Below are 25,005 nucleotides of genomic sequence, written 5' to 3'. Positions count from 1 at the left end.
CAGAGGACGGATCGTAAAGGCTGCGCCCGGGCCCGGTCACCAGCGCACCGTGCCCGCCAGAATCCGGCGGTGGATAGCGCGGGTCAAGGGCTGGTAGCCGTGGTCCCGATCCAGCAGGACAAACAGCGGCTCATCGATGAACGCCGGGTCGAAACCCTGCTGCTTGAGCTCGACCTTGCGCAGCTTGAAGGTGCCAGTGGTCTCCTGGGCCTTGATGATGCGAACAAAAATCGGCACCGAGTAGACCGGCAGCGCCCGGCCCAGATGCTGCGCCATGGCCCGGCCGTCGAACGCGGCGCCGGGTTGCAGCACGACCGCCGCCATGCCGGCGCGGCCGTCGCTGTGCGCGACAGCAACGCCATACACGCTGGCCTGCGCCACCCCTTTGACGGCGCCGATGGCGCGCTCGACCTCGGTGGTGGCCACGTTCTCACCTTTCCAGCGGAACGTGTCGCCGACACGGTCCACAAAGGCGATGTGGCGCAGGCCCTGGGAACGCACCAGATCCCCGCTGTTGATCCACACATCGCCCTTTTTGAACACGTCGTGCAGCAGCTTGGCCTCGGTCGCCTCGGCATCGGTATACCCATCGAAGGGATGGCCGGCGTCGACTTCCGTGATCAGCAGCCCGGCCTCGCCGACGGCCACGCGGCGCATGAAGCCGCGGGCGTCACGCACGGGCCGCTCGTTGGCCGTGTCGAAGGCGACGATGGCGTAGGGCAAGGGCGTGAAGCCCGCCGTGCGCGGCAGCCCGAAGGCGTTGATGAAGACGAGGTTGCCTTCGCTGGAGCCGTAGAACTCGCAGATGTGTTCGATGCCAAACCGCTGCTGGAATGCGTCCCAGATCTCCGGGCGCAGGCCATTGCCGATCACCACGCGCACCCGGTGGTCGCGGTCATGCTGACCGGGCGGCTGGTTGAGCAGATAGCGGCACAGCTCGCCGATATAGACAAAGGCGGTGGCGCGATGGGCCCGGATGTCACGCCAGAATCCGGAGGCGCTGAACTTGCGCGCCATGGCCAGCGTCGCGCCGCTGGTGAGCACCGCGCTCCAGCACAGCGTCAGGGCGTTGTTGTGATGGAACGGCAGCGGGCAGTAGAAAACATCGTCGGCGCGCAGCCGCATCGCCGCCTGCCCCATGCCATAGCCGCTGCGCAGCCAGCGCAGGTGGGTCATGACGGAGGCCTTGGGCAGGCCCGTGGTGCCCGAGGTGAAGATGAAATAGCAGGGCGCTCCGGCACGAACGCCGCCGGTGGATGGCGGGTTTGCGGTGCTGGCGCCTGCGCAGGCGGCAGGCAGGTCGACCAGGCCCCGAGGCACCGGCCCCATGCCGGCCCACAGCCTGGGCACGCTGTCGGGCTGCGGCGGGCTCACCGAATGCAGCGCTGGCAGGCAACCGTCCCCGATCACCATCAGCCGCGGTTGGATGGTCCGCATGCTGTGGCTCAGCACCGCGCCGCGCTGCTTGGGGTTGAGCATGCCGGCGACCGCGCCGAGCTTGGCCACCGCCGCCACGCATGCCAGCAATTCCGGACAGTTCTCGAACAACAGCCCGACCGTGTCGCCCGGGCCCACCCCATGAGTCTTCAATACATGTGCAATGCGGTTGGCCCAGGCGTTGAAGTCGCGGTAGCTCCAGCGCTGGCCTTCGAACAGCAGGCAGTCCTTGTCGGGGACGTTCTCGGCCTGGTATTCCAGTATCGAACCGATCGACTGGTGGCTGTCCGGTGTCAGCGCGTAGACCTTCAGCGTCGCCCACAGCGAACTGATGGCCGAAGGCAGCAGCCCCAGCGCGGCGCGGCCGAAATCCAGCAGCCCGATCCGATCGTGATGGGTTTCCATGGCTGGATTTTGCGTTCAATCTGTCAGGCGTCTCGCTGGTGTTCCCCAACTTCCTTCCCTGCCGGGGTCACATCAATTGAGCCGGTACCAAGCACCTTGGCTCTCAGCCGTATCCACCATCGGGGATGCGCCGAACCTAAGTTTGCATGGATAACGGGCGATGGGCGACCCGTGAGATTGTTCAAAAGCTCAGGAGGCCAATCAGAAAGTGGGCGATCATTCACCAATCAACAAGAACCATCGGTTCTTTTTGGGGGGGTTCTTGTCCTGACCATGCTGTGCACCCGGCGTCGGGGGGATTCAAGGCGCGCCATGGATAATCGGAGTCATGCGCTGGGCTGAGTTAACCGTCAATCTCGAAGTTTGGACCTACCGGTTCGGCGGCTTCGTGGTGCAGCACGTGCTCGACGATCCGGCCTGGCTGGCTTTGATGTTCTGCTGAAACGCCGTGCAGCTGCAGGACATCCTTTACAGCCAGGGGTTTGGCACGCGGCGCGTCTGTGCCGGGCTGGTGCAGCAAGGATTCGTGACTGTGGGCGGTGAGGCCTGCGATGATTCCGCCGCGGAATTCGATCCCGAGGGCCTTCAGTTCACGGTGCAGGGCAAGCCTTGGCCGTACCACGACAAGGCCTACATCCTGCTGCACAAGCCGGCGGGCACCGAGTGTTCACAGAAGCCTTCCACCTGGCCGAGCATCTACACCCTGTTGCCCGCGCCGCTGCGCCAGCGACCCCAGAAGGGGCCGGTGCAGGGGGTGCAGGCGGTGGGCCGCCTGGACCAGGACACCACGGGCCTGCTGCTGCTGACCGACGACGGCAAGTTCATCCACCGCATGAGTTCACCGCGCCACCACGTGCCCAAGGTGTATGAGGTGATGACGAAGCACCCGCTCGACGATTCTCAGGTTCAACGCCTGCTGTCCGGCGTGGTGCTGGATGACGACCCCAGAGCCGTGAAGGTGGCGGCCTGCGAGGCCGTCGACACCCATCACCTGCGCCTGACGCTGACCGAAGGCAAGTACCACCAGGTCAAGCGCATGCTGGCCGCCGTGGGCAACCGGGTGGAGGGCTTGCACCGCTCCCGGATCGGCGGCCTCAAACTGCCCGATACGCTCGCGCCGGGCCAGTGGTGCTGGTTGGGGCCGGACGACCTCACCTTGATCCAGGGCTGAGGCCCATGGGCCCTTTCAGACGAAAAAACGCACGACTGTCCGGTGAATGCCGCACAACACCGGTGCAAACACAAGCTGGATGAGGGTTTGCGGAGGATTTGCGATTGGGATGATTTCAAGTGCGATTTTTTTTAGTTGCGTATCGCCGCCTCTTTTGGAGAGGTTTCCGTTATGCACACTATCCACACGCTTGTTGCACAACGGCTTGCAGTCGTGCACTTCATGCATTTCGTCACTGATTTGCGCGGATTGATTCATCACAGACTCAGGCTCGTCAGTACACCGACCTGCAAGCCGCCAAGGCGCGCAACTTGGCTTAGGGAAAACTGACACCGTTGCTGTGTCGCGAGTGGGCCTGAATCAGATCGACACCACTTGCAGAAATAAGGGGCCGGGCGGCGCACGTGCCGGACATAGCCGATTAAAAAAATATCGAAGCCAAGCAGCCCGAATGCACTGCCAACTCCCCAACACGTCGCGCAGACTTGAAAACGGCTACTCAATCCACTGTTCGAGATCAAACCTGAATTGGACAAGGCTCAGGCGCCGGATGGTTTATGTGCGCCAACACCAGACAGTCGCGCAGCAGCTGCGTCACCCGGGAGGGTGCGGGCGAGCGGCGGGTGATGCCGGAGAAGCGGCAGGCGTAGCGAAACAGCTCCGGCTGCACCGCGCGCATCTGCCCGGCGCGCACGAAGGCTTCGGCGTAGTGGTCGGGCAGGAAGCCGAGGAAACGGCCGCTGAGGATCAGCGTGGCGACCGACTCCTGGTCGAAGCCGGTGGCGTCGCGGCGCAGGCGCTCGCGGTGGGCGATCTCCATGTTGGGCGAGTGGTAGCCCAGCCCGGCGAAGTCGTGGCTGCGCAGGCGCTCCCAGGTCAGGTCGGTGGCGCCGGCCTCGAACAGCGGGTGTGCGGCGCCGCAGTACAGCAGCATGGTTTCACCGAACAGCTCGTCGTAGGCCAGGCTGTCGGAGCGGCGGTGCTCGGGGATGATGCCGAGCTGGAACTGCCCGTCCATCACGCCGCGCTCGATCAGGTTCAGCGAGCCCACGTGCAGGTTCAGCGCCACCTCGGGGGCCTGCGCGCGGAACAGCGCCACCGCCTGCGCGATGCGCGCCTCGGGGTTGCTGGCGGTCTTGTCGAACACGGCCAGGTGCAGCTCGCCACCCATGCGCTGGTGGATGTCGTCCACGCTGGCGCGAAAGCCGTCGGTGGCGGCCAGCAGGCGCAGCGTCTCGGCATGGATGCGCTCGCCCTCGGGCGTGAGCGCAAAGCCGCTGCGCCCGCGCCGGCACAGGGTCAGGCCCAGGCGGGTTTCCAGGTCCTTGATGTGGCGGCTGATGGTGCTGGTGGCAATGTTGAGCTCCAGCTCGGCGGCCGCCATGCCGCCGCACTCCACCACGCTGCGGAACACGCGCAGCAGGCGCAGGTCCATGTCGCTGATCTGGCCGAGCACGGCGCGCTTCTTTACTTGCATAGATTGTCAACTGAACATGGATAAATGAGTATCTACGGGAGTAATGCCGGCGTCAACAATGCACCTTCACACCCGGCCGCGCTGGCCGGGCATGGCTTGCTGCCGCAACCACCGATGACGAGGCCCCCATGGACATGACCGATGCACAACGCCTGAACACCCCCGCCCCGCGCACGGACGCCGACTGGCTGGCCGCGCACTGGATGCCCTTCACCGGCAACCGCGACTTCAAGGCGAACCCCAGGCTCATGACCAGTGCCAAGGGCTGCTACTACCGTGACGCCCACGGGCGCGAGATCTTTGACGGCCTCTCGGGCCTGTGGTGCTGCGGCTTGGGCCACGGCCGCACCGAGATCGCCGAGGCGGTGGGCCGCCAGGCGGCACAACTCGACTACTCACCGGCCTTTCAGTTCGGCCATCCGCTGTCGTTCGAGCTGGCCAACCGCATCGTCGGCTTCATGCCCGAGGGGCTGAACCGCGTGTTCTTCACCGGCTCCGGATCGGAAGCGGCCGACACCGCGCTGAAGATGGCGCGCGCCTACTGGCGCACCAAGGGACAGGCGAGCAAGACACGCCTGATCGGTCGCGAGAAGGGTTACCACGGCGTGAACTTCGGCGGCATCTCGGTCGGCGGCATGGTGGGCAACCGCAAGCACTTCGGCCAGTCGGTCGAGGCCGACCACCTGCCCCACACGCAGCTCAAGAAGAACGCCTTCTCGCGCGGCATGCCGACGCAGGGCGCGGAGCTGGCCGACGAGCTGCTGAACTTGATCGCGCTGCACGACGCCTCCAACATCGCTGCCGTGATCGTGGAGCCGTTCTCCGGCTCGGCCGGGGTGGTGATCCCGCCGGTGGGCTACCTGCAGCGCCTGCGCGAGATCTGCACCCAGAACAACATCCTGCTGATCTTCGACGAGGTCATCACCGGCTTTGGCCGCGCGGGTGCGTGGACCGGCTCGGAGGCTTTCGGCGTGACGCCCGACATCCTGAACATCGCCAAGCAGGTGACCAACGGCGTGCAGCCGCTGGGCGCAGTGATCGCCAAGCAGGAGATCTACGACACCTTCATGGCCGCCGGCGGCCCCGACTACATGCTTGAGTTTCCGCACGGCTATACCTACTCGGCGCACCCGGTGGCCTGCGCCGCCGGCCTGGCCACGCTGGACCTGCTGGAGAAGGAAGACGCCGTGGGCCGCGTGCGCGCCCTGGCGCCGCACTTCGAAGCAGCGGTGCACAGCCTGAAAGGTGCGAAGCACGTCACCGACATCCGCAACTACGGCCTGGCCGCAGGTTTTACCGTCGAGGCCCTGCCCGGCGAGCCAGCCAAGCGCCCCTACCTGATCGCCATGGACATGCTGAAGAAGGGCTTCTATGTGCGCTACGGCGGCGACACCATTCAGCTCGCGCCGCCCTTCGTCTGCGAGAAGGCCGACATCGACCGGCTCGTCAGCGCGCTGGGCGACAGCTTCAACGCTTGCGCGTGAGGCGCCAGGGACGCTCCTGATTGCATAGCTGACGACGACCCGCTGACGCTGGGAAAGGGCCGAAATGGCCCTTGTTTCCGATGCAGCGCGGCAAAAGCTCAGTCGAGCCGCACAAAATCGATGAAGCCGTGCTCCACATGGGTGGACACCAGCTTCACCCTCAGCGCATCGCCCACCCGCAGGCCGCTGTGCCCTCCCACCAGCTTGCCTTCGGCCGGGGGCGTGAGAATGCGCACCCAGGTGCCCTCGGGGCCGGCGCCGGTGACCAGCGCATCGAAGCGCTCGCCCACGCGCGACTCCAGCAGCAACGCGGCCTCGGACTTGCGCAGCTGGCGCTCCACCTTCTGTGCGGCATCTTCCTGGCGGGTGCAATGCTGGGCCAGCTCGCCCAGTTCGGCGTTCGAATAGGGCTGCGGCTCATCCGCCAGCGCGGCCTTGAGCAGGCGCAAGGTGATCAGGTCAGGGAAACGGCGATTGGGCGCGGTGGAGTGGGTGTAGTCGCGCACCGCCAGACCGAAATGGCCGATGGGCGCGCCGCCGGGCACCTCGACCACGTACTCGCCACGGCCCATGAGCTTGACGATGACCAGCGACAGGTCGGGAAAACGCAGCGGGTCGATCCGGTGCTGCTTCGCCAGAAAGGCCTCCAGCGCCTTCGAGTCCGGCTCGTCCGGCAGGACCTCGCCGTAGTCCTTGGCCACCCCCACGATGCGCAGCCAGCGCTCGGGCGAGCGCACCACCCGCCGCAGCGAGGCGCCGCCCTGTGAGGCCAGGTAGCGCGCGGTGCAGCCGTTGGTGGCAATCATCACCTCCTCGATCAGCTGGCGCGCGCGGTTCTGCACCTGCTGGCGGATGTCCACGACTTGCTCACCCTTGAACAGCGCCCGCGGCTGGAAGGTCTCCAGGTCCAGCGAGCCCAGGGCATGGCGGCGTGCGCGCAGCTGCTGGGCCAGGGCGTCCTGGGCGCGCAGCTGGGCCTCCATGCCGGGCACCGCGGCGGCGGCATCGGGCAGGTCAGCTTCGCCGTCGATCCAGGCACTCACCGCGTCGTAGGCCAGCTTGGCCCGGTTGTGCACCCGTGCGCGGTACACGGTGGAGCCCGCCAGCGAGGCGTCGGCGTTGAACACCATCTCGGTCACCAGGGCCAGCCGGTCCTGGGCGGGGTTCAGCGAGGTCAGGTCGGTGCACAGCCGATCGGGCAGCATCGGGAAAATGCGCGCCGAGGTGTAGACCGAGGTGGTGTTGAGCAGGGCGTGGGCATCGATCGGCGTGTCCTTCTTCACCAGCGCATCGACATCGGCGATGGCCACCCACAGGCGGATGGCGCCCGAGGGCAGCGGCTCGCAGACCGTGAGCTGGTCCAGGTCGAGCGAGTCGTCGTTGTCGATGGAGCACCACAGCAGGTGGGTCAGGTCGTGCACGTCCGGCCCGTCGTCGCGGCCGGGCCCGGTGATGGCGGCCAGTTGCTGCTCGACCCGGCGAGAGAACTCCGGCTCCAGGCCGCGCTCGGCCATGACGTGGGTGGCGATGCGCACGAGATCGGAACGTTGGTGCTGGCGTTGGGAATGCATGCAAGCACTATAGCGGTGCGAGATGCCACCTCTCCGCCGTGCACGGAATCAGACCTCTTGATCCAGATCACAACCCGCCGCCACAGCGAGGCGTTCAATGCAGGCATTGACGCGAAGGAGGTTCCCATGACGACCCGCCGACCGCTCTTTACCGCGCTGATTGGCGCACAAGATTCACCGCCCTTGCGCAGGCGCCGCCTGCTGCAGGCCACCGCCGGCTGGGCCGCCCTGCCCGCCTGGCTGTCCGCGGGTGCCGCGCCCTACCCGGCCACCATCGCGGCCATGCAGGCCGCACGCGAGACCGAAACCAGCGTCTATCTGCACTACAACGCCTTCAGTCAGCGCGCCGCGCAGGAAGGCTACAAGGGCATTGCCTACCTGTTCACCGCGTTTTCGGCATCCGAGCAGGTCCATGCGGCCAACTTCGGCAAGATCCTCACGCAGCTGAAAGGCGAGCTGGCACCCCTGCCCAAACCCACGATTCAGGCCGGCAGCACGCGCGACAACCTGTTGCGTGCGGCCGAGGGCGAGATGCACTCGATCGAATCGTTCTATCCGAAGCTGCTGGAGCAGCTCAAGCCCGAAGGCCAGGACGATGCGATGAACGCCGTGAAGTACGCCTGGTCATCGGAGCAGCAGCACCGTGACAAGATCAAGCAGATCCTGCGCTGGGCGCCCACGTTTTTCGAGAAGGTGGCTCGCACCATCGACGAGAAGACCGGGCGCTACTTCATCTGCCAGATCTGCGGCTCCACCGTGAATGTCATCCCTGCCGGCACCTGCCCGATCTGCAAGTTCCCGTCAGCGCAGTACCGCAGCATCGAGCCACCCGCGTAACGTTCTGAATATTCCTGATTCGATAGCAGGAAGTGACCATCCGGCGATGGGAAGAACCAATAAAAGATTTAATTTGGCCTAGATCGGCGCCGCCAGCCGCTCCAGCACGCGCGGCGCGCCGCTGGCATCGGCCTGCAGGATCAGGCCCTCGCCCGAGGCCGTGTTGACGCCGACCAGGTCGTTCAACACGAACATGTGCGTGACCCAGACCTCGAACACGCCGCGTCGCGCCGAGGCCTCGGTCAGTGCTTGGCGCAAGGTTTTCAGGTTCGCGGCGCCTGTGGTCTCCGAGACGCCGCGCGGCGATGCCAGCGCGTCCCACGCCTGCGCCCGCCCAAAGGCCAGAGTGGCGGTCTCCATGCATCGGCACCACGGACTCGAGCGCACCCGCGAAGCTTGCAGCGCGCGGGATGCAAACCATTCGCCCATCCGCCGCGCCTGGCCGCGTCCCTCGTCATTGAGGTTGCGCTGGGTGCCGCAGTCGCCCAGCCTGAACCCGGGCGGATCGAAGGTGCCCGGCGCCAGCGCGTGCCGGAATGCCGCCACCACCCCGCCCGTGCGCAAGACGGCTTCGGCCTGCGGCGTCGCGGCCCATGCCTGCAGTGCCGGCCAGGCCAAGGGGGCTGTGATCAGAGTGCGTCGTGTCAGCATGGCAAAGCTCTTGCGGGTAGCCGAAAGGAGTCGCCATGGTGCCGGGACCCGTGAAGCCCTGCCGGCGCAGCGGACATGGCCTGACCGGATGCGGGGGCATCGCGGCAGAACACGTCGACCTGACCGCGGCAATCAGGCCGGCGCCGTACCGCGGCATCGAGCCGCCGGCACGGGTCAGGACGTCTTGGCCTTGGCCGGGGCGGCCTTTGCCTTGCGCGCGACTGGGGCCTTGCCGGAGGCTTTTCCGGAGGTCTTGCTGGTGCCTTGGCTCGCAGGCTTGCGCTTTGCCGGCGCCGCGATGCGCTTGGGTGCGGGCAGGAAGGCGGCTTCCAGCTCCGCCAGCGCATCCGCCGTGTACACCGCCAGGCGTTGCAGGCGAGGCACCGAGGTGTGGCATCCGGTGTAGCCGAAATTCATCATGCCGGCGTAGCTCTGGCAGGTGATGTTCACCGCCTGCCCGTGGGTGACGATGGAGGCCGGGTAGGTGGCCAGCAATTCGGCGCCACGGAAATACAGCGGCTTCTCCGGGCCGGGCACATTGGAGATCGTGATGTTGAACATCGGCCGCGTGCGACCGCCTACGCCGGTCAGCAGCGTGATCAGGGTCGGCGCCATCAGCAGCATGGTGTACTGCTCCATCGCCTGGCGGGGCAGGCTTTGCACATGCTCCTTGGCATGGCGCACCGAACGCCGGATGGCCTGGAAACGCTCGGCCGGGTCGGCGATATCGGTGCCCAGCGTGGCGATGATGAAGGTGATGGCGTTGCCCGTGCCCTCGTCATCGGCGGGTCGCACCGACACCGGGATGCCCGCCGTCAGCGACGCCTCGGGCAAGGTGTCGCGCTCGGCCAGGAAGCGGCGCAGCGCGCCGCCGCAGATCGCCAGCACCACGTCGTTGAGCGTGCCCCCGGCGGCGGCGGCCAGCGTGCGCAGGCGCTCCATGGTGAAGTGCTGGGTGGCGAAGCGCCGCTTCTCGCGCACCCGCCCGTTGAGCACCGACAGCGGCGAATCCACGAAAGGCAGCACCATGCCGTCGCCATGGTCTCCCACGCGCTTGAGCATCTTGCCAAAGGCGGCGACCAGTTGCGGCAGCGAGCGCGCCTGTCCGCTGAGCGCCGCCACCGCCGCCTCGGCCGCGTTGGCCATGGTCGGCGCGGGGGCCGGCTCCTTGCCGGCTCGCGAAGCCGGCGCGGTGCCACTGGCCCAGAACGGCGGCAAGTCCAGACTGCGTTTGCGGTCGGTCGACATGGCGCGCTGCAGCAGCTTCATGCCGCTGATGCCGTCGATCAGGCTGTGGTGCATCTTGATGAACATCGCAAAGCGGTTCCCTTCCAGCCCCTCGATTAGGGTGCATTCCCAGGGCGGACGCATCAGGTCCAGCGGGGTGCTTTGCAGGCGCCCGACCAGTTCGCCCAGCTCGCGCTCGCCGCCCGGCCAGGGCAGCGCGGCGTGGCGCACGTGGTATTCGAGGTCGATGTCGTCGTCCTCGATCCAGACCGGCGCAGGGTTCTTGTTGAAGGCGTACTTCAGCCGCCGGTTCCAGGGAGGCGTGAACGTGCGGTGGTTGCGGAACTCCGCCATCATCTGGCGCATGAAGTCCTTCGGCGCGTCCGCAGGCAGCCGGAATTGCAGCAGGCCGCCGACATGGTTGGGCGTAGCGCGCGTCTCGGTAAAGATCCACGCGGTGTCGAGGGGGTTCAGTCGGATGGTGTTCATGGTGCAAGCCTACACGGTTCGGGGCGCCCGGCCTTCAAGCGCCAGATCGGATCAGGTCAGCGGCTTTTTCACCGATCACCATGGTTGGCGCGTTGGTGTTGCCAGTGGTCAGCGCCGGCATGATGGAGGCGTCGACCACGCGCAGGTTCTGCACGCCATTGACCCGCAACTGCGCATCCACCACCGCCATGGGGTCGGTGTCGGGCCCCATCTTGCAGGTACCCACGGGGTGGTACTCGGTGTCGCAGGTGGCGCGCAGGAAGGCCTCCATGGCCTTGTCGTCGTTCACATCAAAGGGGTGCAGGCGCTTGCCGCGATAGGGCGCCATGGCCTTGGCTTCGAGGATCTCGAATCCCATGCGCGCCCCCTTGATGGCGACGGCCATGTCGTCGGGGTGGGTGAAGAAGCCGGGGTCGATGGCGGGTGCCTGGTAGGGGTCTGCACTTTGCAGCGTGACGCTGCCGCGGCTCTTGGGCCGCATGAGCGTGGTGTGCAGCGTGTAGCCGTGGCCCAGGTGCGTCTTGCGGGTGTGGTCGTCGACGATGCTGGGCAGGAACGCCAGCTGGATGTCGGGATGGTCGGGGTTACCGTAAGTCGACACAAAGCCGTTGGATTCGGACACGCACGTGGTGATCCAGCCCTTGCGTTCCTTGCGCCATTGAAAGATCGCCTTGATGATTTCCCACGCGCCGCGCACGGATATACCCACCGTGTCTTTCCAGCGCGGGGTGCGATAGATGAGGTTGGAGGTGACGTGGTCCTGCAGGTTCTGGCCCACGCCGGGAAGGTCGTGCAGCACGGCAATGCCGTGTTGTTGCAGGTGTGCCTTCGGGCCGATGCCCGAGAGCATGAGCAACTGGGGCGAGCCGTAGGCCCCGGCACTCAGGATCACTTCTTTGCCGGCACGGATCTGTTGCACCTGGCCGTCGCGGCGCACCTCCACGCCGACGGCGGTCTTGCCTTCGAAAAGGACCTTGCGGGTGTGACAGCCGTTCAGCACAGTGAGGTTCTTGCGGTCGGCGTTGGCGTGCAGGTAGGCCCGCGCAGCGTTCCAGCGCTCGCCGTTGTATTGCGTGGCCTGGGTGGGCGAAATGCCAAACTGGCTGGCGCCGTTGTAGTCGGGGTTGAGCGGAATGCCCTTCTCGACGCAGGCGGCACGGAAGGCCTCGTTGGCCGGCGAGGGGCTGCGCAGGTAGCTCACATGCAGCGGGCCGTTGTTGCCGTGGTACTCGTTGTCGGTGAAGCAGTGGCTGTTTTCCGCGCGCTTGAACAGCGGCAGCAGGTCGGCGTAACTCCAGCCGGGGTTGCCCCCGGCCGCCCAACCATCGTAGTCGTTGCGGTTGCAACGGGTGTACACCATGGCGTTGATGGAGCTGGAGCCTCCCAGCACCTTGCCGCGCGGCTGAAAGCCCTTGCGCCCGCCGAATCCCTTTTGCGGCGTGGTGAAGTAGTGCCAGCTGTTCATCAGGCCCCATGGCACCATGACAATGATGCCGAGCGGTGCGCGCACGAACACCGAACTGTCGGCGCCACCGGCCTCCAGCACGCACACAGTGGTGCCGGGGTCTTCGCTCAGGCGCCCCGCCAAGGCACACCCGGCGGAGCCGCCGCCAACGATCACGTAGTCAAATTCCTGAGCTGCCATGGAAATCCTTCATCTCGGTTCAGTTCGGCACAGCGGGCCGGGCGCGAAAAAGTATGGCACGCAAGGCCCTCTACGGCACATAGGCCAAACCCGCGTTCGCCGCGGCGCAACCTTGCTGGCCTCCCGCAATCCGCTCTGCCCACCTGGGTGCAGCCTCTTCGCCGCCTTGCCCCGGCCTCAGGCGATGGTCCGCGCGGCGCGGCGCAAGCGCGGCAAGGGGCGGCCAAGGACTTCGTCGGCACTGCGCGCATCCAGCCCCAGGCCCAGCAGGATGAGCCGCGTGATGTCTCGCGGGTAGGTGGCGGATACCCGCGCCTCCGTCATGCGGAACATGGCTTCGCGCAAGGCGCCCACCACCAGGTCGCGCGCCGCCTCGGCACCGGAGAAGGTCAACACACCCGCCTCTCGCCCCGCCTTCAGGTCGGCGCCAAGCTGCTGTTCGACCAGGCCTCCATGGCGGCGCACCCGCACGCTGAATGCGCACCATGCGGCGTCGGTGCGTGCCTTGCGCAGCCACAACTGGATGCCCGAACTCAGGCGCTCGACCGGATCGTCAAGGCTGCCGATTTCCGCCTCGATGGAGACGATAAGGTCGTCCTGCAGCCACTTGGCCGTCGCCTCCAGCAATTCCTCCGTGCTCTGGTAGTAGTTGTAGAAGGTGCCGCGCGCCACCCCGGCTGCCTTGATGAAGTCGTCAATGATCGGCGCATCCGGCCCCTTTTCGGCGAAGACCCTCAGCGCCGCCTCGATGATGCGGGCCTGTGTGCGTTCACGACGCTCACGCCCGACACGGGTGCGGTGATCGGTGTCCTCTTCTGTGCGGGTTGCTGCTTGGCTGGCCAGGGTCGGCTTCATCGCGATGTCCGGTGGTGATGATGCGCGGTCCATTTTATGGATTGAACATCTGTCCAAGTTGACAAATGTCCAGGTTTCAACAGTTGCATCGATGCGGCTGTCCAGCCGGTGCGTGACCATCCTGGCACTGGGGTTTTCGCCGGCCTTGGCTCACCCCATAAAATGACGACTTTGTCAACTTGAACCGATCATCCCATGCGCGCCTCAACACACGATTTGGCGGCCCTCTCCGCCACCCATCGCCTGGTGTTACGACTGGTCTGGACCCTGCTCGCCCTGTTCGCAGGCATGTTTCAGCCGGCCATTGCGGCGGACCGTCCCCACATCGTCTACATCGTCGCTGACGACCTGGGCTGGAAGGACGTCGGCTTCCATGGCTCCGACATCCGCACCCCGAACATCGACCAGCTTGCAAAGACCGGCGCACAGCTGAACCAGTTCTACGCCCAGCCGATGTGCACGCCCACGCGTGCCGCCCTGATGACCGGGCGCTACCCCTTCCGCTACGGCCTGCAGACCGTGGTGATCCTGTCGGGCCAGACGCATGGTCTGGACACCGAGGAGTGGCTGCTGCCGCAAGCCCTCAAGGAAGCCGGCTACCAGACAGCCATCATCGGCAAGTGGCACCTGGGGCACGGCGACCGCAAGTTCTGGCCCCGCCAGCGCGGCTTCGACTTCCAGTACGGCCCGCTGATCGGTGAAATCGACTACTTCACCCACGAGCAGCACAAGGTGCTCGACTGGTATCTCAACAACAAGCCCCTGAAGGAAAAGGGCTACTCCACTACGCTGCTCGGCAATGCCGCGGTGCGCCTCATCGACACCCACGACAAGGCCAAACCCCTGTACCTTTACCTGACCTTCAATGCGCCCCACACGCCGTACCAGGCGCCCGAGGCCGACCTGAACCGCTACCGCCACATCGCCGACCCAGCGCGGCGGGCCTACGCCGCCAGCATCAGCGCCATGGACGACCAGATCGGCCGGGTCGTGGCCGCGCTGGAGCGCCGCGGCATGCGCGACAACACGCTGATCGTCTTCCAGAGCGACAACGGTGGCGTGCGCAACGCGATGTTCGCCGGCGAGGGCGATCTGTCGAAAACCAAGATTCCCAACGACAACGGCCCCTACCGGGACGGCAAGGGTTCCCTGTACGAAGGCGGCACGCGCGTGGCGGCGCTGGCGAACTGGCCCGGACGCATTGCCCCCGGCACCCAGGTGGACGGGATGATGCACGTGGTCGACATGTACCCCACCCTGGCCAGACTCGCGGGCGCATCAACCACCCGCAGCAAGCCGCTCGACGGCCTCGATGTCTGGGCCACCATTGCCCAGGGCCAGCCCTCGCCGCGCACCGAAGTGGTCTACAACATCGAGCCCTTCCGCGCCGGCATCCGCCAGGGCGACTGGAAGCTCGTCTGGCGCACGCCCCTGCCCGAGAGCGCCGAATTGTTCGACATCGCGAAAGACCCGGGCGAGAAGACCGACCTCGCTGCAGGCCAGCCCGACAAGGTCCTCGCCATGAAACGCCGCGCCAACGAGTTGGCCGCCCAGCAGGCCAAACCCCTGTTCCTGCAGGCGGAATTCGGCGCGATGCGCCAGCGCCTGCATCTGCCGCCCGCGCTGCCCGGCGAAGAGGCCTCGTTCAACGAGGAGAACTGAGGCGAGCCTGACGTTGGTGCCCGGCACGGCGCAGGCCGCTGTGAACAGCGGGAGCGGGAACTCCCAATCTGATAGCATGAAACCGCCATTTCACGCCGGGACATGCCAAGAAAGACTGAAAAAACCGCCGCCGAGCCGGACGAAGCCGCCCCCAAGCGCCGCACCACGCGAAAGCGCCGGCACTACCACGTCTACGTGGTCGAACTCTCGCCCGAGGTTCTTCGCCACCCCCGCTTCGTGCGCGCCAATCCCGGCTACATCGATGGCAAGCCCTGCGTCTACGTCGGCATGACCGGGCTGGACCCCGATGTGCGCTTCGACAAGCACAAGGCCGGCATCCAGGCGAATCGGTATGTCACGCAGTTCGGCCAGCGCCTGCTGCCCGAGCTCTATGAGCTGTACAACCCGCTGACCTATGACGAGGCCCGCAGCCTGGAAGTGGAACTGGGCATCGACCTGCGCGAGAGCGGCTACGGCGTCTGGCAGTCGTGAAGGGGCTGCGCACCGCCGCCCGTGCTCAATCGCCCGACCCGAACAAGTCGCCCAGCGTCTTCGGCCCAGCGGACCCCACTTCGGATTTCATCGGCGTGGCCTTCGGGTATTCGTCGGCAATACGGTCTTCCCAGTAGCTCGCCGGGTACGGGGCACTGCTGATCCGTCGAAAGACTTCTTCAGGCACCGGCTTGTAGGCGAGCACGGTCTTGTTGTCCCAGTGCAGGTCGAGCTGGCGAGTGGCGGGGTCGTAGTCGGCGCGCCGGATGCGGCCGCTGGTGAAGGTCTTGGTGGGCATGGCAAAGGCCTCGGGAAAGAATTCAGCGCAACCGGTCTTGGCTCAACGGGTGTCAAACCGCCTGATCAGTGCGCCACGGCCCTGTGCGTCAGCCGCCAGTCCTTGAGCTGTCGCAACAGCACCGGAATGACCATGGCCACGCCAACCAGGGTGGCGGTCAGGCTGGGGGCAACCATCAAGAGCGCGGCGGCAATGCAAAGGGCTTGTTCCCAGCGCTTCATCTCCACCAGGAAAAACTTGGAAAACGCCGTCGCCAGGAAGGTGATGCCCAGCACGCAGCCGACGAAAGTGACGGTGAAGTCATACCAGGTAAAGCCCTTGGCCACCAGGATCAGCGATGGAGAAAACACAAACACGAAGGGGACCAGCGCTTTCGCGATGCCCAGCCGGAATGCCGTGTTGCCGGTCTTGAACGGGTCGCTGCCCGCCATGCCGGCGGCGGCGTAGGCCGCCAGCGCCACCGGCGGCGTGATGTCGGCCAGCACCCCGTAATAAAAGACGAAAAAGTGCGCCACCAGCGGCTCCACCCCCAATTGCACGAGCGTGGGCGCGGCCACCGTGACCATGATGATGTAGTTGGCCGTGGTGGGAATGCCCGCGCCCATCAGGATGCAGACCGACGCCGTCATCACCAGCGCAGCCAGCAGGGTCAGCGACTGGAAGGCGATCAGATAGCTCGGCACGATCATGCTCAGGGCATTGGCGATGCTGGTGGCCGCCCCGGTGATGATGAAACTGATCTTGAAGCCCACGCCGGTGAGCGTGACCACCCCGATCACGATGCCCACTGTGGCGGCGGCGGCACCCACGGCCAGCGCGTATTTGGCACCCGTCTCGAACGCCTCCACCAGCACGGCGGGTTCGATGCGGCCGCGAATCCTCAGAACGCGCATCAGGACGACGGTGGCGACCACGGCGACGGAGAAGATGCTCAGCTTGATGCGCTCGTCGAAGTCCGTGAAGGCAATGCCCATCAGTGCCAGATGCAAGGCCACCATCAACGCCCAGTTGTGTGCGCGGTTGCCCCGCACCGAGGTGGTCAGACCCACTATGGCGCAGGAGGTGATGCCGACAAAGGCGGCCAGATACGGCGTGCGCCCGCTCACAAGGATGCCGATCAGCAGGAACAGCGGGATCAGCGTGGGCCAGCGCATTTTCAGGCTCTGGCGCAGCTTTGGCATTTCTTCCTCGGTCAGGCCGCGCAGGCCGTAACGCTTGGCCTCAAAATGCACTTGCATGAAGACGCCGAAGAAGTGCATGAAGGCCGGCACGATAGCCGCCGTGATGATGGTCTGGTAAGGCAAGCCCAGAAACTCGATCATCAGGAAGGCTGCGGCTCCCAGCACCGGCGGTGTGATCTGCCCACCCGTGGAAGCCGCTGCTTCGACAGCGCCGGCAAAGTGCCGCTGGTAGCCGACGCGGATCATGGCCGGAATGGTGAGAGAGCCTACGGTGACCGCATTGGCCACCGACGATCCCGACAGCATGCCAAACATGGCCGACCCGAAAACGCTGACCTTGGCCGGCCCCCCCGCATAGCGCCCGGCGATGCTGGATGCGATGTCGAGAAACAGCTGCCCCAGCCCGATTCGCGTGGCCATCACGCCAAACAGCACAAAGTGAAAGACGTAGGTGGCCACGACGCCCACCGCCACGCCATAGATGCCCTGGCTGGTGAGGTACTGGTGGTTGATGAACTGGCTCCAGCTCGATCCGGCATGTTGCAGCAAGCCCGGGAAATACGGGCCAAACAGTGCGTAGAAGCTGAAGCCCAACGCAATGATGGGCAGCGGCCAGCCCATGCTGCGCCGGGTGGCCTCCAGCAGCGCGACAAACAGCACGGTGCCAAAGGCCACGTCGGCGGCGTTGGGGTTACCGACCCGAAAGGCCAGGTCTTCAAACGTGTAAGGGATATACAGAACCGCCAGTGCGACGCCGATGGCCAGCAGCCAGTCGTACCAGGGGATTCCGCCCGGCGAGGCCAGGCCGTGGCGCACCACCCGGCTTTCGCCGGCCTTGCTGCCCGCGAACACCAGGAAGATCAGACCCAGCACGAAGGCCAGGTGCACGCCCCGGTGGGTGGTCTCGCGCAACAGGCCAAAACCGGCCGTGTAGTAGTGGAAGCAGCTCAACGCGATCAGCAGGACGCTGATCAGCAAGGTCCCCGGCGGCACCGAGGGGCGAAAGCGCATCTCGGGATCGAATTTTTCCTCAAGGGCCAGCAGTTGTTTGTCATCCGGCAGGACGGTGGCGTTGCGATGGCTCATGGCATGCTTCTCAGGGTGCGGCTACAAATGACAACGGGCGGAACCTGCTCCGCCCGTCCACAAGGTACATCAGGTGCGCAGGCTTACTTCAGCACACCGGCTTCCTTGTAGAACTTCTCGGCGCCGGGGTGGAACGGAATGCCCACGCCCTGCACGGCGTTCTGCAACGTGATGAATTTGCCCTTGGCGTGACCGGCTGACAGCGTCTTCTGGGCCGCGTCGCTGTAAAGCGCCTTGGTGATCTGGTAGACGGTTTCGGTGTCGGCCTTGTCACTGGTCACCCATTGCGCGCCCACCGCCAGCGTCTTGACAGCGCCCACACCCTTGTAGGTGTCGGCGGCGATGGTGTCGATCGCAAAGAAGCCGCTGGACTTGCGCAGGCTGTCGGCAGCGGCGCCGTCGATCGGCAACAACTCGATGCCCGAACCCGCCGAAGCCAGTTCGGCTATCGCGCCGGCTGGCGCACCACCGGTAAAGAAGAAGGCATCGAGCGCGCCGTCCTTCATCTTGTCGCCGGCCTGGTTGGGCTTGATGTATTCGGGCTTGATGTCGGACTCTTTCACGCCGTAGGCAGCCAACACCAGCCGGGCGTTGATCAGCGTGCCGGAGCCGGGCTCGTCCAGCGCCACACGCTTGCCTTTGAGGTCGGCAATGCTCTTGATGCCCGAGCCCTTCTTGACCACCACGTGGATGCTCTCGGGGTAGAGGTTGGCAATCATCCGCAGGCCCGCGATCTTGGGCTTGCCTTCAAAAATGCCGGTGCCGGTCTGCGCCCAGGTGGCCACGTCCGACTGGCTGAAGCCCGACTCCATGGCCCCGCCGGCAATGCCGTTGACATTGCCCAGCGAGCCATTGCTGGCCTGTGCCGTGACGATGATCTTGCCCGGCTGCGATACGGCGTTGGCAATCATGCCGCCCACCGGGTAATAGGTGCCGGCGGTGCCGCCGGTGCCGATGCGGAAGAACTGCTGCGCATTGGCCGCGCCAACCAGCGCGACAGAGGCCAGAACGGCGGTGGCAAAAACCTTGAATCTCATGAAAGCTCCTAGGAGAAAACGCGAACGTGAACAAGCAGACCGGAATTTCAGTGTAATCCCTGCGCGGGGCAGGTCGGGACAGTGAAAGCCCTCAGATGGTCAAAACACCCGCGGAGCCGTCAGGTGGCGGCCTTGGCCTGCTGGTAGCCCTCGTAGAGGCGGACATACACCGGCCCGGGCTGGCCCGTGCCCACCGGCAGGCCATCCAGCCGCGTGACCGCCAGCACCTCCTTGGTGGCCGAGGTCAGCAGCACCTCATCGGCGCCCAAGACCTCGGCGCGGCTGATGCGACGCAACTCGAACCCGATGCCTTGGGCTCGGCAGATTTCTTCGATTAGGCCGTAGCGAATGCCTTCCAGCACCAGGTTGTCCTTGGGGGTGCCGATGACCTTGCCGTCCTTGACGATCCAGACGTTGCAGGCGGCCGCCTCACTCAGCCAGCCGTCGCGGAACATCACCGTCTCCATGGCGCCGGCATCGAAGCTGATCTGGCGGGCGAACACCGCGCCGAGCAGGCTGGTGGACTTGATGTGGGCCTTTTCCCAGCGGAAATCGTCGGCCGTGACGCAGGCCACGCCCTGGCTGCGCTGCTCCGCAGGCACCGGCTTCATGGCGTTGGTCATGACGAACACCGTCGGCGTGATGTCGGCGGGCATGACGTGGTCACGCAGGGCCACGCCACGCGTGATCTGCAGGTAGATCAGTTGGTCGGATGCTTCGGCCTGGATGCCCTGCGATGCCGCGTAGCGGGTGACGAGGGAGCCGATGATCCCGGCCCACTCGGCACGGCTGTGGGGGTTGGGAATCCGGCACTCTTTCAGGCTGCGCTCCAGCCGGGCCATGTGGTGATCGAAGCGAAACAGGCGACCGGCGTACACCGGCACCACTTCGTATATGCCGTCGCCAAAGATGAAGCCCCGGTCCATCACGCTGATCTTCGCGTTCGGAAGGGTGGTGTATTCGCCATTCAGGTAACAAGGCAGATCGGGCAAGGTGTTCATGGGAAAAGATCAGGTTGCAAGTTCGCGCCAGTTTACGCCCGACGCCTCAGCCCAGGCCCCACCGCCCGAGCCAACGCCACACCGCCCCGCGCCAGCCCGGACGCAGGCGCGGCCAGACCTTGGCGATCTCGGTCTGGCAGGCATCGAGCAGGCGCGCCGCTTCGGGAGGCAGGCGCGAGCCGGTCTGTGCGCGAAAGGCGAGAATGGCCAGGCCGGTTTCGCCAGCGGCCTCGCTGCCGGTGGTGAACACCGCGAAGGCGCGCGATTCGAGTTCGTCGGCTGCGTCGCAGAGGCCCGCCTCGCGCGCCAGCGCGACGGCGCGGCGCAGCGTGGGGTAGTAGTCGTTCGGGGCAGTCATGATCGAATTTTGGCGGCAAAGAGCCAACCGGGAATACTGACTAAAGCTATCAAATGAATAGCGAATTATGACCATTTCACGCTGGGGAAAGACACATTTCATTCACGAAATTGCTCAGAACCAGTCTCCCGGGCCTCCCACCAGGCCGGCAACAGCGCGCGCACCTCGGCGCGGCTGAAACGGTCGTCCATCAGCACCAGCACGCCCTCGTCGACGGGGCTGCGGATCACCCGCCCTGCGGCCTGCACCACCTTCTGCAGGCCGGGGTAGAGGTAGGTGTAGTCGTAGCCGCGTCCGACAAACACAGCCTCCATGCGGGCCCTGATCTGCTCGTTGACCGGGTTCACCTGCGGCAGGCCCAGCGTGGCGATGAAGGCGCCGATCAGGCGCTCGCCCGGCAGATCGATGCCCTCGGCAAAGGCGCCGCCCAGCACGGCGAAACCGACGCCCTGCGCCCCCGGCATGAAGCGCGCCAGGAAAGCCTCCCGTGCCGCTTCGGGCATCTGGCGCTGCTGCTCCCAACAGGGCAGGTCCGGGTGCTGCTCGCGCAGGAGGGCGAAGACCTGGTCCAGGTAGTCGTAGCTGCTGAAGAAGGCCAGGTACAAGCCGGGCCGCGCCGCGAACTGGCCGGCAATGGCGTCCACGATGGGCGCCAGCGAGCGCGAGCGGTCTGCCCAGCGGGTGGAGATGTGGCGGGCCACGCCCACCGACAGCTGCCGCGCCGTAAAGGGCGATGGCACATCGATCCAGGCCGTGTTGGCTGGCAAACCCAACAGATCGGCGTGGTAGGCCTGTGGACTCAGCGTGGCGGAAAACAGCACCACCGCCTGCGCCGCGGCCAGGCGCGGCTGAAGGTGCGGCGCCGGCACGAGATTGCGAATGCACAACGTGGACGCCGCTGGGCGCTCGGGCAAGGGCGCGCGGCCAGGGCGCAGCGTGATGTCGAACAGCGAATGCGGGCCAAAGCTTTCGGCCAGGCGTGCGAAATGCAGCGCGTCGAAATAGAAGCGCTGAAGGTCGGCCCCGGATAGCGCCAGCTCGCCTGCCAGCGCGGGCTGGTCAGCCTGCAGGTCGGTCAAGGTGGCCAGGGTCCGGTTCAACGCCTCGACGAAGGCATCCGGAAGGGCCTGCGACGCGGCATAGGGCGTGCGCTGCTCGCGCTGCAGCGCGTTCCAATGGCGGTTCAGCCGGTCCAGCGCGCGCTTCAGCGGGGGCGACACGGGGGCGGCCGAGCGCCGCAGCGCCCGCAGTGCGCCCTGCTCCAGCTCGGCCGAGTACATGCTGCGCGCGCGCTCGACCAGGTTGTGCGCCTCGTCCACCAGCACGGCCACGCGCCAGCCATCCATCTGCGTGAGGGCAAACAGCAACGCGCTGGTGTCGAACCAGTAGTTGTAGTCGCCCACCACCGCGTCGGCCCAGCGCGCCAGCTCCTGCGCCAGGTAGTAGGGACAGACCTGGTGCTGCAGGGCCACGGCACGCACGCGCTCGCGCGCCAGCAGGCCCGCGCCGGCAGCGTCCACCGCCGCCTGGCGCGCAGCACTGAGGCGATCGTAGAAGCCCCGCGCCAGCGGGCAGGACTCGCCGTGGCAGGCCTTGTCGGGGTGTTCGCAGGCCTTGTCGCGCGCGACGAGTTCCAGCACGCGCAGCGGCGCCTTGGGCAGGCCCGCGCGCAGGCTTTGCAATGCGTCCAGCGCGAGCTGGCGCCCGGGCGTCTTGGCGGCCAGATAGAACACCTTGTCCAGCCCGCTGCCGGCGCGGCTGGCATCCGGCGGCATGGCGCGCAGCAGCGGGAACAGCGTGCCCACGGTCTTACCGATGCCGGTCGGCGCCTGCGCCATCAGGCAGCGACCCGCGCGGGCGGCGCGGTACACCGCCTCGGCCAGTTCGCGCTGGCCGGTGCGAAAGGCCGGCATCGGAAAGGCCAGCGCGCGCAGCGCCTCGTCCCGGGCCGCCCGGTGGGCGGTCTCCTGCGCCGACCAGGCGGCAAAGTGCCGGCACTGCTCCTCGAAAAAGGCCTGCAGCGTTGCGGCCTCGCCCGTCTCCGTGAAAACGGTCTCCTGGCGTGTGTCGATGTTGTAGTAGACCAGCGCCAACGCCACCTGTTGCAGGCCCAGCTGGTGGCAGATCAGCGCGCCGTAGACACGGGCCTGCGCCCAGTGCAGCTGGCGGTGGTTGTCCGGCACATGGGCCAGGTCGCCACGGTAGGTCTTGATTTCTTCCAGGCGCCGGGCCACGGGGTCCCAGCCGTCGGCGCGGCCCCGCACGCGCAGCGGCCCCCAGTCCCCCGACAGCGCCACCTCGGTCTGGTAGCCCACGCCACGCCGGGCGGTGACCACTCCGTGGCCTTCGACGCCTTCGGCCCCGGTGGGCGACGGGGTGAAGCGCAGGTCCAGGTCGCCACGCTTGGCGGTGAATTCGCACAGGGCGCGCACCGCCACGGTGTAGACGGACGCCGACGGCACCAGCGGCGCCTGGCCCTGTGCGCTCGGGGAATTCGGGGCCTCAGCCACCGGCTTCGGGCGGCGGGGGTTCGCCGGTCAGATCGGCCAGCGGCGCCTGATCGCCGCCGTCGACGGCGTGCGGCGTGCGCTTGGCCAGTTCCAGCCACACCGCAAACGGCAGGCGCTCCACCGCCCGGCGCGGCGCGGGGCGCGCCACACTGAGTTGCCCCTCCTGCAGCCACATCACGCCGCACTCGACCGGAATCTCGTCGGGCTGGCCGACAGGGCGGCCGCGCGCATCGTTGCCCAGTACGTACCAGCAGGCACCGCCGAGGTCGAGGTAGGCAGCGCGTTTGGCGGGCTTCTTCAGGTCGCCCAGCAGGTCGGCGCGACGCACCTTGATCTCGTGCACCACCGGCTCGACGTAGGCCTCCACCGTGGTGTTGCGGATGGAGAAGACGTCGGGCATGGCGATGCACCACTGCGGCGGATCTTGCGCCGTGGGGCCCGGCACCTGCGCGCGCAGGGACAGGCCGGTCCAGACCACGCGCCCGGCGCGTGCCATCTCACGAGCGACCTGCTGCACCAGCGCGTCGTGCTCAGAGCGCGCGGCACGGTTGCCCTGCAGCGTCTCGGCCAGCAGCCGGATGCCGGCGTCGGTCACGCGCAGGGTCTCGTGCCCGCTGGCCGCGCGCACACGCTCCAGCAGCCCGGCGGCGAGCAGCTCGATTTCCACCAGGTCCTGGCAGGGCCAGCCGGCCGAGCGGTAGATCTCCCGCAGGCGGCGGGCGTGGGGCTTGCCGATCATGATGGGGAGGAGCCCACAGCCGCGTCGGCGGGAAAATTCAGGCGGTGAAGCATGGCGCATTGTCCCGGATGGAAGCTGCGCATGCCGGGCGTGGCCCAGGAAAGGCGCTGCCCGATGTGCCTGGCGGCGCCCCATTCACAGCAAGCAATGACCATCCGGCGATAGGCTGATTCCCTTTGGAGAGATCACTCTGATCTCGTGCATGGGTCTCACCGAAAACCGGCTCAGAATATTCCGATAGACAGACCGCAAGTTGTAACGTAAGGTTTCAGCAAAGCCTCTCGCAAGCGCATGAACCCCTCCCCAGTCAGCACTCTTGAACAGCCCACCCTGGGCTTGGGCATGGTGGGGTTCTCTCCCGAACAACGTACCACGTTCGCATCGCTCATCGCACATCCGCGACCCGGACTGCCCTCGTGGCGCTTGGTCTCGTTCTGGGATGCCGATGCTTGGTGGGTCAACGGGTCCCGCGTCAGTGTCTTGCCCGACGGCAACCTCCGGGTCACCGCCGGCAGGCCGCAAGAGCGCACCCTGACGCTGCGGCTCGAAGAAGTCCACCGACCGGTGGCTTTTTCCACGCCACTGGGCTCCAGCGATTTCGAGGCGGTCTGCACCTTCGATCCGGGCTCTGAATCCGCCATCCACAGGGTGCTGCTCCAGTTCGACCGCTGGCTGCAACCCATGCTGTTCAAGGCTGCGCTGGGCGCCCTGATCATCGAGCGCGGCACGACCTTGCGCGGCAGCATCTACCATGTGATGCGACAGGCCACGCTGCTGGCGGTTCTGGACTTCCGGCATGGCCATGCGGCCGTCCTGCCGACGGCATCGCCGCTGGACCTGATTGGCGCCCACTGGGATCGGCGCCCTCCGGGTGCGCACGACCTGCCGGAAAGCTTCGCCCTGTGCACGCCGGCGCAACTGGTGTGGACCCATGCACGCCACACCACGCGCGACCTGCTGCCTGCGCGCTACCGCACGGAATTGATTTATTACCGCCATGAGCCGCGCGTGCCGATGGGCTGGCTGCGGGACTCCACCCTGCGGGTGCTGAGCACGCTGTTCACCGCGCCTGGCGATTTCAGGGGCCTGCATGAACGCACCGAAGTCCCGGAAAGAGCCCTCGCAGAGGACCTGGCCTGCCTCTACTATGCCGGCGCAGTGACCACCACGCCGTTCAAAGCGGCAGCGACGGTGCAGGCGCTCCCGTGTGAACCCGTGTCCGCACCGCCTGTCGATGAGGTGGACTCCACCATGGGCCGATCCACCCTGCCCCCCATCGATGCCGAGCGGACCGCGCCGGCGCGGCTGTACCAGAACCCACGCTCGGAAACCTTTTCCTAGCCGTGCTGGACCGCAATGGCCGGCAGTGGCTGGCGCCATGCCCCCACGGGG

Annotated in this window: 21 protein-coding genes; 6 read left to right on the top strand and 15 right to left on the bottom strand. The window is 66.4% G+C overall.

Annotation, left to right across the window (positions count from 1 at the left end; all coding sequences use genetic code 11):
• Positions 1 to 36: 36 nt before the first annotated feature.
• Entirely contained in the window at positions 37 to 1,842 is a 1,806-nt protein-coding gene (locus tag ACMUOY_RS11290; RefSeq protein ID WP_413892819.1) for a long-chain-acyl-CoA synthetase, read from the bottom strand.
• A 448-nt stretch (positions 1,843 to 2,290) separates the two neighbouring features.
• On the opposite strand from ACMUOY_RS11290, the gene ACMUOY_RS11285 reads away from it, so the two are divergent.
• Positions 2,291 to 3,013, top strand: coding sequence for a pseudouridine synthase (locus tag ACMUOY_RS11285; RefSeq protein WP_413892818.1), 723 nt, complete (start codon positions 2,291 to 2,293; stop codon positions 3,011 to 3,013).
• A gap of 15 nt (positions 3,014 to 3,028) precedes the next feature.
• Here ACMUOY_RS11285 and ACMUOY_RS11280 read toward each other — a convergent pair whose 3' ends face one another.
• Together ACMUOY_RS11280 and ACMUOY_RS11275 are read right to left on the bottom strand one after the other, a co-directional pair.
• On the bottom strand, positions 3,029 to 3,271 hold the full coding sequence (locus tag ACMUOY_RS11280; protein WP_413892817.1) for a hypothetical protein: 243 nt from the start codon (positions 3,269 to 3,271) through the stop codon (positions 3,029 to 3,031).
• Positions 3,272 to 3,530: 259 nt separating this feature from the next.
• Positions 3,531 to 4,490 (bottom strand): LysR family transcriptional regulator, encoded by a 960-nt coding sequence (locus tag ACMUOY_RS11275; protein WP_413892816.1) that lies wholly within the window; start codon positions 4,488 to 4,490, stop codon positions 3,531 to 3,533.
• A gap of 128 nt (positions 4,491 to 4,618) precedes the next feature.
• Here ACMUOY_RS11275 and ACMUOY_RS11270 point away from each other — a divergent pair, with 128 nt between their 5' ends.
• A complete protein-coding gene (locus ACMUOY_RS11270; protein ID WP_413892815.1) occupies positions 4,619 to 5,974 on the top strand; it encodes an aspartate aminotransferase family protein in 1,356 nt (451 codons plus the stop codon).
• 98 nt (positions 5,975 to 6,072) lie between these two features.
• Here ACMUOY_RS11270 and ACMUOY_RS11265 read toward each other — a convergent pair whose 3' ends face one another.
• A complete protein-coding gene (locus tag ACMUOY_RS11265; protein ID WP_413892814.1) occupies positions 6,073 to 7,545 on the bottom strand; it encodes an RNB domain-containing ribonuclease in 1,473 nt (490 codons plus the stop codon).
• Positions 7,546 to 7,671: 126 nt separating this feature from the next.
• Between ACMUOY_RS11265 and ACMUOY_RS11260 the strand changes: the two genes are divergently transcribed.
• A complete protein-coding gene (locus tag ACMUOY_RS11260; protein ID WP_413892813.1) occupies positions 7,672 to 8,382 on the top strand; it encodes a rubrerythrin family protein in 711 nt (236 codons plus the stop codon).
• A 78-nt stretch (positions 8,383 to 8,460) separates the two neighbouring features.
• Here the strand turns inward: ACMUOY_RS11260 and ACMUOY_RS11255 are convergent, their stop codons facing one another.
• From ACMUOY_RS11255 to ACMUOY_RS11240, 4 genes are all read right to left on the bottom strand, one after another.
• Positions 8,461 to 9,033 carry a histidine phosphatase family protein gene (locus tag ACMUOY_RS11255; RefSeq protein WP_413892812.1) on the bottom strand — a complete coding sequence of 191 codons (573 nt, stop codon included), beginning with the start codon at positions 9,031 to 9,033 and terminating at the stop codon, positions 8,461 to 8,463.
• Between the two features lie 174 nt (positions 9,034 to 9,207).
• Positions 9,208 to 10,749: a WS/DGAT/MGAT family O-acyltransferase gene (locus ACMUOY_RS11250; protein ID WP_413892811.1), complete on the bottom strand. Its 1,542-nt coding sequence runs from the start codon at positions 10,747 to 10,749 to the stop codon at positions 9,208 to 9,210.
• A 34-nt stretch (positions 10,750 to 10,783) separates the two neighbouring features.
• Positions 10,784 to 12,394 (bottom strand): GMC family oxidoreductase, encoded by a 1,611-nt coding sequence (locus ACMUOY_RS11245; protein WP_413892810.1) that lies wholly within the window; start codon positions 12,392 to 12,394, stop codon positions 10,784 to 10,786.
• Between the two features lie 177 nt (positions 12,395 to 12,571).
• On the bottom strand, positions 12,572 to 13,249 hold the full coding sequence (locus ACMUOY_RS11240) for a TetR/AcrR family transcriptional regulator (RefSeq protein ID WP_413892809.1): 678 nt from the start codon (positions 13,247 to 13,249) through the stop codon (positions 12,572 to 12,574).
• A 195-nt stretch (positions 13,250 to 13,444) separates the two neighbouring features.
• Here ACMUOY_RS11240 and ACMUOY_RS11235 point away from each other — a divergent pair, with 195 nt between their 5' ends.
• Complete coding sequence (locus ACMUOY_RS11235; RefSeq protein ID WP_413892808.1) at positions 13,445 to 14,911, top strand: arylsulfatase B; 1,467 nt, start codon at positions 13,445 to 13,447, stop codon at positions 14,909 to 14,911.
• Positions 14,912 to 15,013: 102 nt separating this feature from the next.
• A complete protein-coding gene (locus ACMUOY_RS11230; protein WP_413892807.1) occupies positions 15,014 to 15,403 on the top strand; it encodes a hypothetical protein in 390 nt (129 codons plus the stop codon).
• 25 nt (positions 15,404 to 15,428) lie between these two features.
• On the opposite strand, the gene ACMUOY_RS11225 is transcribed toward ACMUOY_RS11230, so the two are convergent.
• The 7 genes from ACMUOY_RS11225 to ACMUOY_RS11195 all read right to left on the bottom strand — a co-directional run bounded on the left by ACMUOY_RS11225 (position 15,429) and on the right by ACMUOY_RS11195 (position 23,613).
• Positions 15,429 to 15,701, bottom strand: coding sequence for a KTSC domain-containing protein (locus ACMUOY_RS11225; protein ID WP_413892806.1), 273 nt, complete (start codon positions 15,699 to 15,701; stop codon positions 15,429 to 15,431).
• Between the two features lie 65 nt (positions 15,702 to 15,766).
• Complete coding sequence (locus ACMUOY_RS11220) at positions 15,767 to 17,968, bottom strand: TRAP transporter permease (RefSeq protein WP_413892805.1); 2,202 nt, start codon at positions 17,966 to 17,968, stop codon at positions 15,767 to 15,769.
• An 83-nt stretch (positions 17,969 to 18,051) separates the two neighbouring features.
• On the bottom strand, positions 18,052 to 19,005 hold the full coding sequence (locus tag ACMUOY_RS11215; protein WP_413892804.1) for a TAXI family TRAP transporter solute-binding subunit: 954 nt from the start codon (positions 19,003 to 19,005) through the stop codon (positions 18,052 to 18,054).
• Positions 19,006 to 19,124: 119 nt separating this feature from the next.
• Entirely contained in the window at positions 19,125 to 20,006 is an 882-nt protein-coding gene (locus tag ACMUOY_RS11210) for a D-amino acid aminotransferase (protein ID WP_413892803.1), read from the bottom strand.
• A gap of 46 nt (positions 20,007 to 20,052) precedes the next feature.
• A complete protein-coding gene (locus tag ACMUOY_RS11205) occupies positions 20,053 to 20,364 on the bottom strand; it encodes a hypothetical protein (RefSeq protein ID WP_413892802.1) in 312 nt (103 codons plus the stop codon).
• Between the two features lie 98 nt (positions 20,365 to 20,462).
• Complete coding sequence (locus ACMUOY_RS11200; RefSeq protein WP_413892845.1) at positions 20,463 to 22,826, bottom strand: ATP-dependent DNA helicase; 2,364 nt, start codon at positions 22,824 to 22,826, stop codon at positions 20,463 to 20,465.
• A 40-nt stretch (positions 22,827 to 22,866) separates the two neighbouring features.
• The gene (locus ACMUOY_RS11195; protein ID WP_413892801.1) at positions 22,867 to 23,613 is read right to left on the bottom strand and encodes a hypothetical protein; all 747 of its coding nucleotides are present in this window, start codon (positions 23,611 to 23,613) and stop codon (positions 22,867 to 22,869) included.
• 291 nt (positions 23,614 to 23,904) lie between these two features.
• Here ACMUOY_RS11195 and ACMUOY_RS11190 point away from each other — a divergent pair, with 291 nt between their 5' ends.
• The gene (locus tag ACMUOY_RS11190) at positions 23,905 to 24,954 is read left to right on the top strand and encodes a hypothetical protein (protein ID WP_413892800.1); all 1,050 of its coding nucleotides are present in this window, start codon (positions 23,905 to 23,907) and stop codon (positions 24,952 to 24,954) included.
• Positions 24,955 to 25,005 lie beyond the last annotated feature (51 nt).

Origin of the sequence: Candidatus Skiveiella danica (assembly GCF_022705245.1) — a bacterium.
Taxonomy (GTDB): domain Bacteria; phylum Pseudomonadota; class Gammaproteobacteria; order Burkholderiales; family Burkholderiaceae_C; genus Skiveiella; species Skiveiella danica.
This window is presented reverse-complemented; position numbering and strand designations above follow the sequence as displayed.